The organism is Massilia aurea, assembly GCF_024753205.1.
In the GTDB taxonomy this organism is placed as follows: Bacteria; Pseudomonadota; Gammaproteobacteria; order Burkholderiales; family Burkholderiaceae_D; genus Telluria; species Telluria aurea.
On sequence record NZ_JANUGZ010000002.1, the window covers coordinates 209,773 to 228,724 of the forward strand.

Here is an 18,952-nt window from a genome sequence, read left to right on the forward strand (position 1 = left end):
CGGAGCGCGATCTGAGGCCCGGGTCGCGCTGAACCCGGGCCCGCACCTGCTTACCAGGTGTAGCCGGCCTTCACATAGAAGTAGCGGCCATTGAAGCCGTTCGGCGCCCACACGCTGTATGGCTGGGTGCCGTTCACGTTCAGGTTGGCCCGCGACGTGACCTGCGCAGGATAGCGATTGGTCACGTTGTCGATGCCGGCCGTCAGGCGCCACTGGTTCAGGCGCACGCTCGCTGCCAGATCGAGCACCCACTGCGGGTCGTAGTTCTGGTCCAGCGCCGGATCGTTCTGCGGCACCGTGAATTCACCGTAACGCGTCACGACGGCGCGGCCATTCCACGCACCCTTTGTAAAGTCACCCGTCAGACCGAGCTTGTCCTTCGGCGAACCCACCGTCAGGCGGTTGATGCTCTGGCGGTCCACCAGCGACAATCCCTGCCCCGACAGCACCGCCGGCGACGCCGCCACACCTTGCACCTCGTTGTCGTTATGGTTGTAGGCCAGCGTCAGGTCGGCGCGCGCGCCCTGCGCGAAGTTCAGGCGGTACGTGCTGACCACGTCGACACCCTTGGTGCGCGTGTCGACTGCATTGGTGAAGTAGCGCGCCGCGCCGACGAACACGCCCTGGGCCGCAAGCGCGCGTGACAGCGCCGGTGCATTGGCCAGTTGCAGGTTCGACGAGAACACGATGCGATCGTCGATATCGATGCGGTACAGATCGACCGTCGTGGTCCAGTTGCGCGTTGGCTGCCACTGCGCACCGATGCTCAGGTTGCGCGCCTTTTCGGCCTTGAGCGGCTGCGCGCCCAGCGCACGGGCGGCGGCGCTGCCGACCGGGAACGTGCCCGTCTCCACCAGCGCGCTGGCGCCGTTCACGAGCAGCGTGTTGGTGGTGGTGATCGTGTAGAACGACTGGGCCAGCGACGGCGCCCGGAAACCGTTCGAGGCCGTGCCGCGCAGCGCGAACGTTGGCGTGAATGCATAGCGCGCCGATGCCTTGGCCGAGTTCGTGCTGCCAAAGTCGCTGTAGCGTTCATGGCGCAGCGCCAGGGCGCCCGACAGTGCGCTCGTGATGTCGCCTTCCAGATTCAGGTACACCGATTTGTTGTTGCGGCTATTTTCGCCTGCATTCTCAGGACGGAAGCCCGAATAGCCCTGGGCGCCGGAACCGAAGTACGAACCGGCTTCGCCCGCGCCGATCTCGTAGGATTCATGGCGCGCTTCCAGACCCAGCGCCACCGTCAGCGGGCCGCTCATGAACGACACGGGAATCTCGCGCGCCACGTCCAGGTTGGCCAGACTTTGCTTCGAGGTCAGTTCGCCCGCATAGAAGCTGGTCGGGCTGGCTGCGCCCAGGCTGTAGTTGACCGTATCGTTGACGTCGAGCGTGAAGCGGTTGCGGCCGTGGTTCAGGCTCGCATCCCAGCGCCAGCCGGCGGCCACGCCGCGCAGGCCCGTCACGATCGAGGCATCGACCGAGGTGCTGCCCAGCAGCGGCTGGAAGCCTTCCGGATACAGCGGCGAGCGCAGCGTGGTGCGGTTGTTGTCGGTGAACGCGGTGCGGAAGGTCGCCGCCGACGAGGTGTCGCGCTCGCCGTAGCTCGCAAAGGCGTACCAGTCGACGTCGTCGTTGATGCGCACTTCGCTGTTGACGAACAGCGTGCGCGGGCGGCTGTCCGGGTCACCGTAGCGCTGGGTGATCAGGCCCTGGCGTGGGCCGGCGGACGGGCGCGGGTCGGCAAACGAGCGATTGGTGGCGTTGCGCTCGGCCGCTTCGACGGCGATGCGCACCCAGCCATCCTGGCCCAGGTTGAAGCCCGCCGAGCCGCGCACGGTGCCCTGCTCGCCGTCGCCCGCGTCATACTGGCCGTACACCACTTCCGCTTCGCCGCCCTTGGCGCCGCGCTTGAGGATGATGTTGACCACACCGGCGATGGCGTCCGAGCCGTATTGGGCTGCGGCGCCGTCGCGCAGCACTTCGATACGCTCGATCGCTGCCAGCGGAATCGCATTCAGGTCAACCGGGGCCGAGCCGCGGCCCAGCGTGCCGTTGACGTTGACGACGGCCGACGTGTGACGGCGCTTGCCGTTGACCAGCACCAGCGTCTGGTCGGGCGACAGGCCGCGCAGCTGCGCCGGACGCACCGCGTCGCTGGCGTCAGCGCCGCTCGGACGCGGGAAATTCATCGATGGCAACAGGCGCGACAGCACGGTGGCCAGCTCGCCCGAGCCGGTACTAAGCAGTTCCTTGTTGCCGATGACATCGACGGGCGACTCCGAATCCAGCGTGCGGCGGTTCAGTGAACGGGTGCCGGTGACGACGATCGTCTGCACGTCCTGGGCGACCGGCGCCGGTGGCGGCGTCTCCTGGGCCAGCGCGGCGGTCGGGGCCAGGGTTGCGATCAGGCTCAGGATCAGGACCGCGCGATGCGGGTTGGCGTGATGGTGCTTGCAGCTCATGGGGACTTCTCTTCTTCTGGTCGGTGACGGCGGTACCTCGACCGCCGAAGGGACGCGAAGCTTAACAGGCCTCCAATTGCGTTGCCAATATCGATTTTGCCTATGCTTATATCGGGAACCGGCAGATAGGAGCAGATGACAGCAGATGCCCCGCTCAGCCCATCATCCGGGCCGAATCGTAGCCGATCCGCACCGCGCCCCAGTGCTTCCCGTCGATCACGATGGGCATCGACAGATCGTTGATCACCTCACCGGTATCGCGCAGATAGGTCTGCAGCAGGAACGGCTCGCGGTTCTTCGCCAGCCGGATGCCCACCGGATCGTCGAAGATCCGCTTGTTGCGGCAATACACCAGGTCGTGCTCGCGCTGCCCGTTGGGCGGGCGCGAAAACTTGGTGTTGTGGGTCGGCGCAAAGCCGCGGTTGTCCACGGCCAGCGCGTAGGCAGCGCCCGGCAAATCGGTCAGCACGCGGTCGAACAGGATTTGCAGGTCGCGCTCGACGATGCGGTCGTAGGACGTGGTAAAGCGCGGCGGATCGGATTGTGCGATCGGCTGGTAATTCTGATCGAACACGTTGGCGCCACTCCCGGCATGCCGCTTCAGGCAAGCCAGCACCTCTTCGCGCAGCACGGTGGTTGCGTCGACCAGCGCGTCGAACGGCGTGCCGCCGGTGCGAAAACCCGCCAGCACGCCTTGCAGCTCCTCGGTGGCCAGCCGCACCTCGTCGACCCGGCGCGACGCATCCTGCATCGTTGCCGCCGCCCCCGATGCATTGCTCGCCACCTCGCCGACGCGCGCCCCGATCTGCTGATTGACGCCGTCGAGCGACTGCATCGCCAGCGCCATCTGGTCCACGGTCGCGGTCATGCGCTCGAAATCCGCCACGAACGTCGTCAGGTGGCTCGCCGCGCTGCCGGCTTCGCGCGCCGAGACGTTCACGCCATCGAGGATACTGGCCGTCGCGCTGGAGGTCGATGCCACCAGCCCGCGCATCGCACTGCTGGCGGTCGCGATCTTCACGGCTTCCGTGTTGACCACCTGCGACAGGCGCCGCACTTCTGACGCCACCACGGCGAACCCGCGTCCGGCCGGGCCGGCGCGCGCCGCCTCGATCGCGGCATTGATCGCCAGCAGATTGGTCTGGTTGGCGACGTTTTCGATGACGGTGCCGAATTCGCCGATCTCGTGCAGGTGCCCGACCAGTTGCGAGACGGTGTCCGAAAAACCGTGCACCTGCGCCTCGATGGTGCGCATGCGCGCTTCGAGGCGCGTCAGTTCATCCATCGATTCGCGCGCCGTATGCAGGTTGCGCGCGGCCGTGTCGGCGATGCGCAGCGTACCGGCATTGACGTCGGCCGACAGCTCGGTGACTTCGCGCGCGGCAGCGGCCAGCGCGCCGGCCGCCTGGTGCTGGCTCACGGCCTGGGCCTGTGCCTGGCCGACTTCCTTACGCAGGCGTGCGGCATTGATCGCCGTGCGGATACTGCCATCGCGCGCCTTGACCACCAGCGCGCGCATGCTGCCGCCCACGGCCCCGCCACCGAACGGCGACAGCGCCCGTCCCCAACTTTGCATCCAGCCCATCATGTCTCCCTCGTCTTCGCAGCTCGCACGGCTACGATATTTACGTGTGGAAACTATAGTCCTGATCCCCTGCCCTGTCATGTTCCAATGTCTGGTCGTCGCATTCCCACCACTTGGGGCGCGCCGGTGCGTCCTCAACTATGTCAACATACACTGCGGCACCGGCCTTTCGTAGTATATTTTCTTGTAAGGCGCCAGTTTATGTAGTAAATTTACATACAATCTCTTCCTGTTTTCATTCTCTTCACGTACCCGGCTCATCATGGCGATTCCCGATTTCGACCTCGTATTCTTTGGCGGCAGTGGCGACCTTGCGATGCGCAAGCTGTTGCCTGCCATGTTCGCGCGCGACGTGGCCGGCGACCTGCCGGCCAGCGCCCGCATCATCTGCGTCGGGCGCGACGACGCCACGCAGGAAGAATTCCTGCACATGGTCGAGACCAACTCGAAGCCGCACATCAAGGAAGCGCCCTCTAGCGTCAACTGGGACAAATTCCTCGGCCGCATCACCTATGTGGCACTAAACGCCACCGATGCGGGCACCTTCGGCGACCTGGTCGCGGCCCTGCGCGCCGATGATTCGCTCACGCGCGTGTACTACCTGGCCACGCCGCCGCAGATCTTCGCCAAGATCTGTGACAACCTGGCCGCCACGGGCCTGGCCACGCCTAATTCGCGCGTGGTGCTCGAAAAGCCGCTGGGCCGCGACCTGGCCTCGGCCAAGCAGATCAACCTGGACGTCGGCAAAGTCTTCGCCGAATCGCAGATCTACCGCATCGACCACTACCTGGGCAAGGAGACCGTGCAGAACCTGCTGGCCCTGCGCTTCGGGAACATCCTGTTCGAGCCGCTGTGGCGCCGCGAATGGATTTCGGACGTGCAGATCACCATCGCCGAGAAGATCGGCGTGGGCAACCGCATGGGCTACTACGACAACTCGGGCGCGCTGCGCGACATGCTGCAAAACCACCTGCTGCAACTGCTGTGCATCGTGGCGATGGAGCCGCCGGCCTCGATCGCGCCGGACGCCGTGCGCGACGCCAAGCTGCAGGTGCTGCGCTCGCTGAAACGCTTCACCCCGACGACGCTGACCCACAATATCGTGCGCGGCCAGTACCGCTCGGGCTATATCGATGGCCAGCCGGTCCCCGGCTACCGCGATGAACCGGATGCGCCAAAGAGTTCGCGCACCGAGACCTTCGTGGCGATGAAGGCCGAAATCGACACCTGGCGCTGGGCCGGCGTGCCGTTCTATCTGCGCACCGGCAAGCGCATGTCCGACCGCCTGGCCGAAATCGTCGTGCGCTTCAAGCCGATCCCGCATTCGATCTTCAACCAGCCGACGTCGAGCTTCCAGCCCAATAGCCTGGTGATCCGCCTGCAGCCCGATGAAGGGCTGTCGATGAACCTGATGGCCAAGACGCCGGGCGACTCGATGCGCCTGAAACAGGCCGAACTCGAACTCGATTTCCGCGAGCAGTTCACGTCGCCGCGCATGGAAGCGTACGAGCGCCTGCTGCTCGACGTGCTGCGCGGCCAACTGACGCTGTTCATGCGCGGCGACGAGCTGGAAGCGGCGTGGGAATGGGTCGAGCCAATCCTGGAACACTGGGAACAGGACGACAGCTCGCCCGCCCCGTACACGTCCGGCACCTGGGGGCCGGCCGCGGCCAGCGCCCTGATCGGGCGCGACGGTTTGCAGTGGCGCGAAGAATCGCTGCCCGAAGACTAAGGCTGACCCATGCTGCTCGACTCGATCCGCACCCAGCTCGACACGCTCTCCAAATCGGAGCGCAAGGTGGCGCTCGCGGTGCTGGCCGCGCCGTCCGGCACCGTGAGCCAGAACATCACGGCGCTCGCGCGCAACGCGGGCGTGTCGGAACCGACCGTCGTGCGCTTTTGCCGCACGCTGGGTTACGACGGCTGGCACGAGTTCAAGCTGAAAATGGCGCAAGGTCTGGCGCTGGCCCTGCCCGGCGCGAACGAGGCGCCGCACCAGGACGACCTGGCGTCGGACCTGATCAACAAGATCTGCAGCCGCTCGATCAACACGCTGCTCGACCTGCGCAACAACCTCAAGCCGGAGCTGGTTCAGCAGGCCCTTGAGATCCTCGCGCGCGCCAACAAGATCGAGTTCTACGGCCAGGGCACGTCCGGCTTCGTGGCGGCCGACGCGCAGCACAAGTTCTTCCGCTCGGGCGTGCCGACGGTGGCCTATACCGACCCGGCGATCCACTCGATCGCCGCGGCCCTGCTGCGCGAAGGCGATGCGGTGGTGGCCATTTCGCAGCGCGGCAACAACCCCGCGCTGACCCGTTCGGCCAAGCTGGCCAAGGCGGGCGGCGCGCAGGTGATCGTGCTGGCGCCATCGGGCACGCCACTGGCCGAGATGGCCACGCTGCTGATCCCGATCGACCTGGTGTTTGCGACCGACCCCTACACGCCCATCTCGGCGCGCCTGGCCTACCTGGTCGTGATCGACGTGCTGGCGGTGGGCCTGGCGCTGCGGCGCGGGCCGGAGTTTCGCAAGAAAATGCAGAACGCGCAGAAGGCGCTGCAGGAGTTCGACATGCAGTTCGATTCGTTCATCGGCTAAAATAGTTTTTTTATTGACCGCCAAATGGCAACGCCATGCACATCAACCCAGAACGCAGCGACCGCCCCGATTACGACCTGCTGGTACGCCAGGTCACGAGCATCCTCGAAGGTGAACGCGACCTGACGGCCAATGCGTCGCAGTTCTCGGCCCTTGTCTACGACACCATCGCCGACCTGAACTGGGCTGGCTTCTACTTCACCGTGCCGTCCAAAAAAGGCGAAGGCAACGATCTGCTGGTCGGCCCGTTCCAGGGCAAGCCCGCCTGCGCGCGCATCCCGTTCGGGCGCGGCGTGTGCGGTGCCACTGCCGTCAAGCGCGAGACCATCGTCGTCGCCGACGTGCATGCGTTCCCGGGCCATATCGCCTGCGATTCGGCGTCGGCCTCCGAGATCGTGATCCCGGTGCTCAAGGACGACCGGTTGATCGGCGTGTTCGATATCGACAGCCCGAAGCTCGAGCGCTTCAGCAACGAAGACCGCGCCGGCCTGGAAGCCATGCTGGCCGCGTTTGTCGCGGGCACCGATTTCTAAGAATATTCAAGAGACCACCATGAACCAACTCGAACAGCTCAAGCAATTCACCACCGTCGTTGCCGACACCGGCGACTTCCAGTCGATCAAGGCGTACACACCGCAGGACGCGACCACCAACCCGTCGCTGATCCTGAAGGCCGTGCAAAAGCCCGAGTACCGTCCGCTGCTTGAAAAAGCCATTGCCAATGCGCCCGACGCATCGATCGACGGCATCATCGACAGCCTGTTGATCGCCTTCGGCGTGGAAATCCTCAAGTTCGTGCCAGGCCGCGTGTCGACCGAGATCGATGCCGCGCTGTCGTTCGATACCGAGGCCACGGTGGCCAAGGGCCGCGAACTGATCGCGCTGTACGAAGCGGCCGGCGTGTCGCGCGAGCGTGTGCTGATCAAGATCGCCTCGACCTGGGAAGGCATCCGCGCCGCCGAGATCCTGGAAAAAGACGGCATCCACTGCAATCTGACGCTGCTGTTCTCGCTGTGCCAGGCAGTGGCTTGCGCCGAAGCGGGCGTCAAGCTGATTTCGCCGTTCGTCGGCCGCATCTACGACTGGTACAAGAAGTCGACCGGCACCGAATACCAGGGCGCCGAGGATCCGGGCGTGCAGTCGGTCAAGGGCATCTACCAGTACTACCGCAAGTTCGGCTACGCCACCGAAGTGATGGGCGCGAGCTTCCGCAACACGTCGCAGATCCTCGAGCTGGCCGGTTGCGACCTGCTCACGATCTCGCCGGACCTGCTGCAAAAGCTGGCCGACAGCGACGCGCCATTCGAGCGCAAGCTGGTCAAGGACGACAGCGCCGATATCGAGAAGATCGCGATCGACGAAAAGACGTTCCGCTTCATGCTCAATGAAGATGCAATGGCGACCGAAAAGCTGGCCGAAGGCATCCGCGCGTTCGTGGCCGATTCGATCAAGCTGAAAGTAATGATCGAAGGCATGCGTTAAGCGCACCAGTTGCGCAAACGACAAACCCGGCTGCGGCCGGGTTTTTTGTTGTTTCTACATCTGTACAACCAGACGTCTCACAGCCGGGGTCAGGTCTGACATTCAGACACGACCTCAGCCTTAGCTACTATCAACGGCGTCTTGCCCGATACCAACATCGTCCGATGCCAGCTAATCCCGGCTGCCCGACTGTCGAGATCGTGTCCGAATGTCAGACCTGACCCTCGCTTTTTTGATCGACTGTCGAGATCGTGTCCAAATGTCAGACCTGATCCTCGCTTTTTTGATCGACTGTTGAGATCGTGTCCAAATGTCAGACCTGACCCCCGCTTTTTTTTTTACGTTTGTAAAACCAGGGCTCAGCGGGCGCGCAAGCCTGCCATGTAGGTATCGATCAGCTCGGCTCCCAGGTCGACCAGCTCGAATGCCCCTGGCTCGAAGATCCAGTTGCGGATCAGCCCGTCGAGCATCACCCAGACCGACATCGACGCCTTGCGCGGATCGACCGTGGCCGGCAGCGTGCCGTCGGCCATGGCCTGCGTGAACTGCTCCTGCAGCCGGCCGCGCCAGCGCGCCACGGATTCGCGCTTGTGCGCGCGCGCCGAATCGACCTCGTCGGTAAATTCGGTCTTGAGCGTGGCGATCTCGAACACGCGGCGCGCCTTTTCGTCGCCCTCCACGATCTGCAGCACGGCCAGCATTTCGTTGCGCAGGCTTTGCAGCGGATCGGTGTCCGCGCGTTCGCCTGCCAGCTTCACGGCGGCATCCATCGGCATCGTGGCGCGTTGCATCATGGCGCTGAACACGGCGCCCTTGTCGACAAAATGCCAATAAATCGCACCGCGCGTCACGCCCGCCGCGGTAGCGATATGCTGTAAAGTCGTTCTTGAAACGCCATTTTTTGCGAACAAAATTTCTGCTGCGTCAAGGATGCTGTCGCGTGTTGCGGCGGCTTCTTCTTTCGTCCTGCGGACCATATTCGGGGGATACTCCAAAATTCCAAGGGGGCAAAACATTTTACATACAGTCGTGATAGTATATAAAACTATTTGCAAAAGCCAGTGTTGATATCACCCTCCGCCATATTTGCATGACGGGCGTGTGACGTCGACGCGTTACTAACTAGAAGGAAGCACACGTAATGCGCCCTGCCCAATCCTCGTCCCCGTCCCTGACCCGGGTCGCTGCCGCCACTCTGGCAGCCCTGGTTCTGTTGTCCGCCTGCGGCAAGAAAGATGCAGCCCCAGCCGGCGCCGCCCCTGGCGGCCAGCAAGCTCCAGCCGTCCAGGCCGGTGTCATCACCACCAAGATCGAAACCGTCGCATTGCAGACCGAGCTGCCAGCCCGCGTCGAGGCAATCCGCACCGCCCAGGTTCGCGCCCGCGTCGATGGCAACGTCCAGAAACGCCTGTTCACCGAGGGCAGCATGGTCAAGCAGGGCCAGGCGCTGTATCAGATCGACGCTGCGCCGTACCAGGCCCAGGTCGCTTCCGCCCAGGCTGACCTGGCACGCGCCCAGGCCAATCTGGTCGCGGCCAAGTCGATTGCCGATCGCTACAAGCCGCTGGTCGAAGCCGCTGCTGTCAGCAAACAGGAATTCGACAACGCCGTCGCGGCGCAACGCCAGGGTGAAGCCGAAGTGGCCGCCGCCCGCGCGCAGGTCCGCGTGGCGCAGATCAATCTGGGCTACACCAACGTCAATGCGCCGATCTCCGGCCGTATCGGCCGTTCGCTGGTGACCGAAGGTGCGCTGGTCTCGGCGACCCAGTCGACCGAACTGGCCCTGATCCAGCAGACCGACCGCATGTACCTGAACATCACGCAATCGGCCAACGATCTGCAGCGCCTGCGCAAGCAGGCCGGCGGCAAGATCGATGCCGAGCTGCCCGTCACGGTCGTGCTCGACGACGGTACTGTGCTGCCACGCAAGGGCAAGCTGCTGTTCTCGGACGTGACTGTCGACGAAACCAGTGGCCAGGTCACGCTGCGCGCTGCCATCGACAATCCGGACAACGCCCTGCTGCCAGGCCAGTACGCACGCGTGCGCCTGTCGCAGTCGGAAACGCGCGGCATCCTGGTGCCACAGCAAGCGGTCACCCGTGGCGGCCAGAACGGCGACACCGTGATGGTCATCGGCGCCGACAACAAGCCAGTGTCCCGCACGGTCAAGATCGCGTCGCAGCAAGGCGAGAGCTGGATCGTCATTGACGGCCTGAAAGAAGGCGAACAAGTGATGGTCGACGGCTTCCAGAAGCTGCAGATGCTGCCGCCAGGTACCCCGGTCAAACCGGTGCCATGGACCCCGGCCGGCACCCAGGCGCCGGCCCAGGCAGGCGCTCCGGCGGCTCAGCCAAATGCTGCCGGTGCTCAGGCCGCCGCTGGTGCGAATGCTTCCGGTGCACGCACCCCGAGTTCCGGTTCGCCGGCAGCGGGCGCAACGACCCCGGCCAACAGCAGCCGCTAAGAATAAAACGAACAGGACTTTTCAATGGCACGTTTTTTTATTGACCGCCCAATTTTTGCATGGGTGATCGCGCTGTTCATCATGGTGCTGGGTACTGTTGCGATCAAGCAGTTGCCGATCGCCCAATACCCATCCGTGGCGCCACCCGCGATCGTCGTCAACGTCACCTACCCGGGTGCGTCGGCGCAGACTCTGGAGGATTCCGTCATCTCGATTATCGAACGCGAGATGAACGGTGCCCAGGGCATGATCTACATGGAATCGACCAGCCAGGCCAACGGCACTGGCTCGATTACCATTTCCTTCGAGACCGGCACTGATCCGGAACTGGCCCAGGTTGACGTTCAGAACCGCCTGTCGCGCGCGACCCCGCGTCTGCCGCCGGCGGTGACGCAGCAAGGTGTGCGCGTCGACAAGTCGCGCTCGAACTTCCTGCTGTTTACGATCCTGTCGTCGGATGACCCGAAGATGGACAATATTGCGCTGGGCGACTACGCCTCGCGCAATGTGCTGCCTGAAATTCAGCGTATTACCGGCGTTGGCCAGGCCCAGCTGTTCGGTACCGAGAAGGCAATGCGGATCTGGATCGATCCAACCAAGCTGGTCGGCTACAACCTGTCGCCAGCCGACGTCACGGCTGCGATTTCGCAGCAGAATGCCCAGGTCGCATCGGGCACGATCGGTGACTTGCCGATTGCGCAAGGCCAGCAGATCAGCGCCACCGTCATCGTGACGGGCCAGCTGTCGAACGTTGAACAGTTCGGCAACATCGTGCTGCGCGCCAACCAGGACGGCTCGACCGTGCGCCTGAAGGATGTCGCCCGCATCGAAGTCGGCGGCCAGTCGTACAGCACCACGGCGCGCCTGAACGGCAAGCCATCGGCCGGTATCGGCGTGCAGCTGGCGCCATCCGGTAACGCTCTTGAAACCGCGGAACTGATCAAGGCCCGCATGGCAGAGCTGCAGAAGCTCTTCCCGAACGGTATCAAGTACTCGATTCCTTACGACTCCACCACCTTCATCTCGATTTCGATCGAACAAGTGGTCCACACACTGATCGAAGCGATCGTGCTGGTGTTCCTGGTGATGTACCTGTTCCTGCAGAACTTCCGCTACACGCTGATTCCAACCATCGTGGTGCCAATCGCACTGCTGGGCTCGTTCGCCTGCCTGCTGGCGATGGGCTTCTCGATCAACGTGCTGACCATGTTCGGCATGGTGCTGGTGATTGGTATCGTCGTCGATGATGCCATTGTGGTGGTCGAGAACGTCGAGCGCATCATGAGCGAAGAAGGCTTGCCGCCGCTGGAAGCCACGCGCAAGGCAATGGGCCAGATTTCGGGCGCCATTATCGGCGTGACCGTCGTCCTGATCGCGGTGTTCGTCCCGCTGGCGTTCTTCGCCGGCGCGGTCGGTAACATTTACCGCCAGTTCTCGGTCGTCATGGTCACCTCGATCGCCTTCTCGGCGTTCCTGGCACTGTCGCTGACCCCGGCGCTGTGCGCGCACCTGCTCAAACCTATCGAAGCCGGCCACAATCACACCAAGAAGGGCTTCTTCGGCTGGTTCAACCGCAAGTTCACCACCGGCGCCAAGAAATATGAAGGCTTCGTCGGCGCCCTGATGAAGCGTGCCGGCCGCTGGATGGTCGTGTTTGCCGTGCTGGTCGTCGTAGTCGGCGTGCTGTTTACGCGCCTGCCGAATTCGTTCCTGCCGAACGAAGACCAGGGCTACGTGATCGCCAACGTCCAGCTGCCGCCAGGCGCGACTGCCGAACGTACCGGCGCCGTCCTGCGTTCGATGGAAGAGTTCGTGATGAAGCAGCCGGAAACGGCCAACATCGTGGCGATTACCGGCTTCTCGTTCTCGGGCCAGGGCCAGAACATGGGTCTGGCGTTCATCCCGATGAAAGCATGGGACGAGCGCAAGGGTGACGGCCAGGACGCGCAATCGTTCGCCGGCCGCATCACCGGCCACATGGGCGCGCTGCGCGACTCGTTCATCTTCGTGGTGAGCCCGCCGCCGATTCCGGAACTGGGTACCGGCACCGGCTTCTCGTTCCGCCTGCAGGATCGTGCCGGCAACGGCCACGCTGCCCTGCTGGCCGCGCGTAACCAGATGCTGGGCATGGCGTCGCAGAGCAAGATCCTGACGGGCATGCGTCCGGAGGGTCTGGAAGATGCACCGCAGCTCAAGCTGAACATCGACCGCGACAAGGCGCAAGCCCTGGGCGTGACCTTCGCCGCGATCAACACGGCGCTGTCGACATCGATGGGTTCGTCGTACGTGAACGACTTCCCGAACGGTGGCCGCCTGCAGCGCGTGATTGTGCAGGCCGATGCGCCCCAGCGTATGCAGCCGGACGATTTGCTGCGCATCAATGCGATGAATACCCAGGGCCAGCCGGTGCCGATGTCGTCGTTCGCGACGACCGAATGGACCACCGGCCCGATGCAGACCAACCGCTATAACGGCTACCCTGCAATGAAGCTGACCGGTGAACCGGCGCCTGGTTACTCGAGCGGCGAAGCGCTGGACGAAATGCAGCGCCTGGCCGAGCGCCTGCCGCCTGGCTTCTCGTATGAGTGGACCGGCCAGTCGCGCGAGGAACTGCTGTCGGGTTCGACCGTGTTCATCCTGATCGGCTTCGCGCTGCTCGCGGTGTTCCTGGCCCTGGCCGCACTGTATGAAAGCTGGACCATCCCGGTGGCGGTCATGCTGGTGGTGCCGCTGGGTATTCTCGGCTCGCTGCTGGCAGCCAATATGCGGGGCTTGTCCAACGACGTCTACTTCAAGGTCGGTCTGATTACCATTATTGGTCTGGCGGCGAAGAACGCGATTCTGATTGTCGAATTCGCCAAGGACCTGCAAGCCGAAGGTAAATCACCGTTCGATGCGGCACTCGAAGCGGCCCACCTGCGCTTCCGTCCGATCATCATGACCTCGCTCGCCTTCATCCTGGGCGTGCTGCCACTGGTGATCGCCAGCGGCGCCGGTTCGGCATCGCAGCGCGCCATCGGTACCGGCGTGATGGGCGGTATGATTACGGCAACCGTGCTGGGCGTGATCTTCGTGCCCGTGTTCTTCGTCGTTGTCCGTACGCTCTTCAAGGGCAGCGAGCGCCAGAACAAGATGTACGCCCATGCGCAGGAAAAGCAGCATGAGCTCGAGAAACAGGAACGCCAGGCCGCAGAAGAAGGGAAAAAAGTATGATCAAGCACATCAAACTGATCGTCACGCCACTGGCGCTGTCGATGGCACTCGCTGGCTGCATGTCGCTGGCGCCGGACTATGAGCGCCCTGCTGCCCCGGTGGCAAGCGCCTTCCCGGCCGTGCCACAGGCCGCCACGGCATCGACCAGCCCGGTGATCAACCAGGCGCCTGCCACGCTTGCCTGGCAGCAGTTCTTTGCCGATGCGCGCCTGCGTCAGCTGATCGACCAGTCACTGGTCAACAACCGTGACCTGCGCATCGCGATTGCCAACATCGAGCAGGCGCGCGCCCAGTACCGCATCACGCGCGCCGATCGCCTGCCATCGGTGGGCCTGGGTGTTAGCGGCAACCGCCAGACCGTCGGTGAAGATCAGCCAATCAACAGCACCTACCAGGCCGGCCTGCAAGTCTCGTCGTTCGAGCTGGACTTGTTTGGCCGGGTGCGCAACCTGAGCGAAGCCGCGCTGGCGCAATACCTGGCCACCGAAGAAGCGCGCAAGACCACGCAGATCAGCCTGATCGCGTCGGTTGCCAACGCGTATCTGCAATTGCTGGCCGACGAAGAGCTGCTGCGCATCACGCAAGATACGCTCAAGACGCGCCAGGATTCGGATCGCCTGACGCAGCTGCGTTTCGAGAACGGCGTCGCGTCGCGCCTGGACATCCAGCAATCGCGTTCGCTCGTTGAAACGGCCCTGGCCACGCTGGCGCAGCAACAGCGCTTCCGCGCCCAGGACATCAACCTGCTGACGCTGCTCGTCGGCCAGCCACTGCCGGCCGACGTCTCGACCGGCGCCACACTGGCCAAGACCGAGCTGCCCGACCTGCCGGCCGGCCTGCCATCGGACCTGCTGGCCAACCGTCCGGACATCCGCGCGGCCGAGCAAGATCTGATCGCGGCCAATGCCAATATCGGTGCAGCGCGCGCGAACTTCTTCCCGCGCATCTCGCTGACGGCCAGCGCCGGCAGCGCTAGTAGCGAGCTGTCGGGCCTGTTCGAGAGCGGCACCTGGGGCTGGTCGTTCGCACCGCAGGCGATCCTGCCGATCTTCGACTACGGCCGCAACACCGCCGCGCTGGGCGCCGCCCGTGCCCAGCGCGACATCGCCGTGGCGCGCTACGAGCAATCGATCCAGACTGCGTTCCGCGAAGTGGCGGACGCCCTGGCCGGCCAGGCGACGTACAGCGAACAGCTGCGCGCGCAAGCAGCCGTGACCCAAGCCGAAGCCGACCGCTTCAACCTGTCCGACCTGCGCTTCCGCAGCGGCGCCGCCAGCCAGCTCGACCTGCTCGATGCACAGCGCTCGCTGTTCCAGTCGCAGCAGTTGTCGGTGCAGGCCAATCTGCTGCGTCTGCAGAACCAGGTCGCGTTGTATCGCGTGCTGGGCGGCGGCTGGGTGGAACCGGCGGCGCAAGCTGACGGGACGCCGGTGGCGGCGAGGTAAGTTGTGACGCTGCTGCTGAAGTGAATGAGAACCGGGCCTGCGTGGCCCGGTTTTTTTTCGTGTGAGCGGTCATCCTTCCCGCTGTGGCATCCACGCCGCAGTACGTTGTAGCGCGGCATTGCCCTCCGCTGGCGCCGCAGATATTGGCGGGATTGGCTACACTGGCTGCATCGATTGCCGACGACGCGCCGCAAGGCGCCGTGTGACGCCATGAGACATTTCTTCAGATCGCACTGGAAAGTCATCCTCGCGATATTGCTTGCGATCGTGCTGGCAACGCTGACCGTTGAGACCCGGTCCGACGCCACGCCGTTGGCGGCACGCCTGCAAGTCCATGCCCGGGCTCTGGCGCCGAGCGCGCCAAGCAGCCCCATGCAATACGTCGACACATCGCTGCGCCGGTATGGCTATGTGCTGCACAGGCAGCAGATCGACGGCGACAGCGCCAGCCATCCCGCCCACAGCATCGAAACAACGCTTGCAAACGTGATGCCAGGCGCCATGCCAGAACGCACATTCGTGATCGGCGCCCGCGTCGGGCCAGGCGGCGATGTCGGCGCAGCGGCCGTGCTCGAACTGGCGCGCACCGTCAAGGATCTGCAGCCCGCACCCGGGACGGAGATCCGCTTCGTGTTCTTTATGGGGTCTGAGGAGTCAGGCGCGGAGGAGACTGGCGCCGGCAACTTCATTGCATTCACCGGCACGCCCGATGCGGCGCAGCGCGTGCATCAGGCCTTTGCAGCACTGCGCAGCGACCCGCAGCTGATGCACCATGGACTGGCGACCTCGGCCCACGTGATGGGCTTGACGCTCTCGCGCGGTGGCAATAGCGATGACGATGCCGATGGCAGCCCAGCCACGACTACTCTCTTGATCACCGGCAGCGACTTTCTCGGCTACCCCTATTTCTACACCGCGCCGTTGCCCGCCGATGAAACCGACGAGGCGCAGCAGCCCGGTGAATTCGACGGCCTGGCGCGCGTCGTGGCCGGCCTCACACGCACGCTCACCGCGATGGCAGGCGTCGTGCAGGCCTGAACAAACGGCCGCATCCTACTCGGCCAAAAACATTTCCTGCAAATCGTTCAGAAAACGCTGGCCCAGTTCCGTTGGCTTGATCAGCTTGTGATCGCGGTAGATCAGCCCCTTGGCCTCGGCCTCGTTGAGGGACTTCGTGATCGTGTTGATGCTCATCCCGGTGCGCTCGCCGAACAGGTTCGGATCGAAGCCACCGGTCAGGCGCAGCGTGTTGAGCATGAACTCGAAGCCCATGTCGTTGCGGCCGATCTCGTGCTCTTCCTGCACCGGGTTGCCGCGCTTGGCTGCTTCGATGAACGATGCCGGCTGCTTGTAGCGGGCCTGGCGCAGGATGCGGTGCGGGAACGAGATCTTCGAATGGGCGCCGGCGCCGATGCCCAGGTAGTCGCCGAACTGCCAGTAATTCAGGTTGTGGCGCGCGCGCCGGCCGGCCCGGGCGTAGGCCGACACTTCGTAGTGATCGTAGCCTGCAGCCCCCGTCACCTCGGCGATCATGTCCTGCATGTCGGCGCTCAGGTCGTCGTCCGGCAGTGATGGCGGGTACTTCGCGAAGACCGTGTTCGGTTCCATCGTCAGGTGGTACAGCGACAGGTGCGGCGGCGCGAACGCGAGCGCCGTTTCCAGATCGTGACGCGCCTCGGCCAGTGTCTGCGACGGCAGCGCGTACATCAGGTCGAGATTGAAATTGTCGAACGTGTTCTTCGCGATTTCGACTGCGCGCAGCGCTTCGTCGCCGTCGTGGATGCGGCCCAGCGCCTTCAGGTGCGCCGGGTTGAAACTCTGGATGCCGATCGACAGGCGGTTGATGCCGCTCTCGCGATAACTCTTGAAGCGCTCGGCCTCAAAGGTACCGGGATTGGCTTCCATCGTGATCTCGGCGTCGAGTTCCAGTGGCAGGAGGGTGCGCAAGTCGGACATCAGGCGATCCAGCCCCGCCGCCGACATCAGGCTCGGCGTGCCGCCGCCGATGAAGACGGTGTGGATCTTGCGGCCCCAGATCAGCGGCAGCGACTGTTCCAGGTCGAGGCGCAGCGCGTCCAGGTAATCCTTCTCGGGCAGCTCGCCCTTGCCTTCGTGCGAATTGAAATCGCAGTACGGGCATTTGCGCACGCACCACGGCCAGTGCACGTACAGCGACAGCGGCGGCAGCGCCGTCAGGTTCAGCGCGCCCGGCTGCAGGTATTGCAGCGCGGCCGTCGCGGGCGAACGGGGCTCGCCGGCCAACGGTTGCGGCACGTTCTCGCCGACGAATTTAATGGGGATCATGTCAGGTGTTTTTCAGTTTCTCGACCAGCGCGCGCAGCGCCTGGCCACGGTGCGACAGCGCATTCTTTTCGTCCGGTGCCAGTTCGGCCGTGGTCTTGCCCAGCGACGGAATCAAGAAGTACGGGTCGTAGCCGAAGCCGTTCTCGCCGCGCGGCATGGCGATGATTTCGCCATGCCAGCGGCCATCGGCGATGATCGGCTGCGGGTCTTCCGGGTGGCGCACATAGACCAGCACGCAGTAGTAATAGGCCGACTTGTCGCTGAGCGTGGCCAGATCGGCGACGAGCTTGCGGCTGTTGTTGGCGTCGGACTTCGGTTCTCCAGCGTAGCGGGCCGAATACACACCGGGCGCGCCGCCAAGGGCATTGACGCAGACGCCCGAATCGTCGGCCAGCGCCGGCAAGCCGGTCAGGCGCGACGCGTGACGCGCCTTGGCCAGCGCGTTTTCAACGAAGGTGCCGAACGGCTCTTCTGCTTCCGGGACGTCGAATTCGCCCTGCGGATGCAGGTCGAGGCCGATGGGGCCGAGCAGCTGGGCGAACTCCTTGAGTTTGCCGGCGTTGTTGGAGGCGAGGATCAGGCGCTGGGTCATGGTGGTCACGGTGCTGGTGAGGGAAACCGGTCATTTTACCGGCTTCGCGCGACCACCGCGCAGGAACCGGGCAACCGCAGTCAGCCCACCCGCAGCGCCTGCTTCTGCAAATGGATCAGGTCGGCGATGCCTGCCTGCGCCAGGTCGAGCAGGCGGTCCATGGCGGCGCGGTCGAACGCCGCGCCTTCGGCCGTGCCCTGCACTTCGATGAAGTGGCCCTGGTCGTTCATCACCACGTTCATGTCGGTGTCGCAGTCCGAATCTTCCGGATAGTCCAGGTCGAGCACTGGCACGCCGTTCACCATGCCGACCGACACGGCCGCGACGAAATGGCGTACCGGCAGCGCCGTGATCGCGCACGACGAGAGCAGCGTGCTGAAGGCATCGTGCGCGGCCACCATCGCGCCCGTGATGGCGGCGGTGCGGGTGCCGCCGTCGGCCTGGATCACGTCGCAATCCAGATGCAGCGTGCGCTCGCCAAACGCATGCAGGTTGAACGCGGCGCGCAGTGAGCGGCCGATCAGGCGCTGGATTTCCTGCGTGCGCCCGCTCTGCTTGCCGCGCGCGGCCTCGCGGTCCATGCGCTTGTGGGTCGAGCGCGGCAGCATCCCGTATTCGGCGGTCAGCCAGCCCTGGCCCTTCCCTTTCAAAAAGGCTGGCACCTTGTCCTCGATACTGGCCGTGCAGATCACCTTGGTATCGCCAAACTCGATCAGCACCGAGCCTTCGGCGTGCCGCGTGTAGTTGCGGGTAATGACAATCGGGCGCAGCTGGTCTGGCGCGCGGCCGCTCGGGCGCGGTGGGTAGGTCAT

Annotated in this window: 14 protein-coding genes; 8 read left to right on the plus strand and 6 right to left on the minus strand. The window is 64.3% G+C overall.

Annotated features, from left to right (window positions below; all coding sequences use genetic code 11):
• Positions 1-50: 50 nt before the first annotated feature.
• Both NX775_RS06575 and NX775_RS06580 read right to left on the minus strand, forming a co-directional pair.
• Complete coding sequence (locus tag NX775_RS06575; protein WP_258835268.1) at positions 51-2,459, minus strand: TonB-dependent receptor plug domain-containing protein; 2,409 nt, start codon at positions 2,457-2,459, stop codon at positions 51-53.
• 154 nt (positions 2,460-2,613) lie between these two features.
• A complete protein-coding gene (locus NX775_RS06580; protein ID WP_258835269.1) occupies positions 2,614-4,047 on the minus strand; it encodes a methyl-accepting chemotaxis protein in 1,434 nt (477 codons plus the stop codon).
• Positions 4,048-4,306: 259 nt separating this feature from the next.
• Between NX775_RS06580 and zwf the strand changes: the two genes are divergently transcribed.
• From zwf to tal, 4 genes are read left to right on the plus strand one after another with little or no spacing between them, the layout of a single operon-like run.
• Positions 4,307-5,776, plus strand: coding sequence for a glucose-6-phosphate dehydrogenase (gene zwf, locus NX775_RS06585; RefSeq protein ID WP_258835270.1), 1,470 nt, complete (start codon positions 4,307-4,309; stop codon positions 5,774-5,776).
• A gap of 9 nt (positions 5,777-5,785) precedes the next feature.
• Entirely contained in the window at positions 5,786-6,640 is an 855-nt protein-coding gene (locus NX775_RS06590) for an SIS domain-containing protein (protein WP_258835271.1), read from the plus strand.
• Between the two features lie 35 nt (positions 6,641-6,675).
• Positions 6,676-7,173 (plus strand): free L-methionine (R)-S-oxide reductase MsrC, encoded by a 498-nt coding sequence (msrC, locus tag NX775_RS06595; RefSeq protein WP_258835272.1) that lies wholly within the window; start codon positions 6,676-6,678, stop codon positions 7,171-7,173.
• A gap of 19 nt (positions 7,174-7,192) precedes the next feature.
• The gene (gene tal / locus NX775_RS06600; RefSeq protein WP_258835273.1) at positions 7,193-8,122 is read left to right on the plus strand and encodes a transaldolase; all 930 of its coding nucleotides are present in this window, start codon (positions 7,193-7,195) and stop codon (positions 8,120-8,122) included.
• Positions 8,123-8,481: 359 nt separating this feature from the next.
• Here tal and NX775_RS06605 read toward each other — a convergent pair whose 3' ends face one another.
• On the minus strand, positions 8,482-9,138 hold the full coding sequence (locus NX775_RS06605) for a TetR family transcriptional regulator (RefSeq protein WP_307732143.1): 657 nt from the start codon (positions 9,136-9,138) through the stop codon (positions 8,482-8,484).
• A gap of 125 nt (positions 9,139-9,263) precedes the next feature.
• Here NX775_RS06605 and NX775_RS06610 point away from each other — a divergent pair, with 125 nt between their 5' ends.
• The 4 genes from NX775_RS06610 (at position 9,264) to NX775_RS06625 (ending at position 16,282) form a co-directional block, all read left to right on the plus strand.
• Entirely contained in the window at positions 9,264-10,586 is a 1,323-nt protein-coding gene (locus NX775_RS06610; protein ID WP_258835275.1) for an efflux RND transporter periplasmic adaptor subunit, read from the plus strand.
• A gap of 24 nt (positions 10,587-10,610) precedes the next feature.
• The gene (locus NX775_RS06615) at positions 10,611-13,799 is read left to right on the plus strand and encodes an efflux RND transporter permease subunit (protein ID WP_258835276.1); all 3,189 of its coding nucleotides are present in this window, start codon (positions 10,611-10,613) and stop codon (positions 13,797-13,799) included.
• Positions 13,796-15,244, plus strand: coding sequence for an efflux transporter outer membrane subunit (locus NX775_RS06620; protein WP_258835277.1), 1,449 nt, complete (start codon positions 13,796-13,798; stop codon positions 15,242-15,244). The genes NX775_RS06615 and NX775_RS06620 overlap by 4 nt, the downstream gene beginning before the upstream one ends.
• 210 nt (positions 15,245-15,454) lie before the next feature.
• Positions 15,455-16,282, plus strand: coding sequence for a zinc-binding metallopeptidase family protein (locus tag NX775_RS06625; protein ID WP_258835278.1), 828 nt, complete (start codon positions 15,455-15,457; stop codon positions 16,280-16,282).
• A 15-nt stretch (positions 16,283-16,297) separates the two neighbouring features.
• Here the strand turns inward: NX775_RS06625 and hemW are convergent, their stop codons facing one another.
• From hemW to rph, 3 genes are all read right to left on the minus strand, one after another.
• Positions 16,298-17,548: a radical SAM family heme chaperone HemW gene (gene hemW, locus NX775_RS06630; RefSeq protein WP_258835279.1), complete on the minus strand. Its 1,251-nt coding sequence runs from the start codon at positions 17,546-17,548 to the stop codon at positions 16,298-16,300.
• 1 nt (position 17,549) lies between these two features.
• Positions 17,550-18,140 carry an RdgB/HAM1 family non-canonical purine NTP pyrophosphatase gene (gene rdgB / locus NX775_RS06635; RefSeq protein WP_258835981.1) on the minus strand — a complete coding sequence of 197 codons (591 nt, stop codon included), beginning with the start codon at positions 18,138-18,140 and terminating at the stop codon, positions 17,550-17,552.
• Between the two features lie 80 nt (positions 18,141-18,220).
• A complete protein-coding gene (gene rph, locus NX775_RS06640) occupies positions 18,221-18,952 on the minus strand; it encodes a ribonuclease PH (protein ID WP_258835280.1) in 732 nt (243 codons plus the stop codon).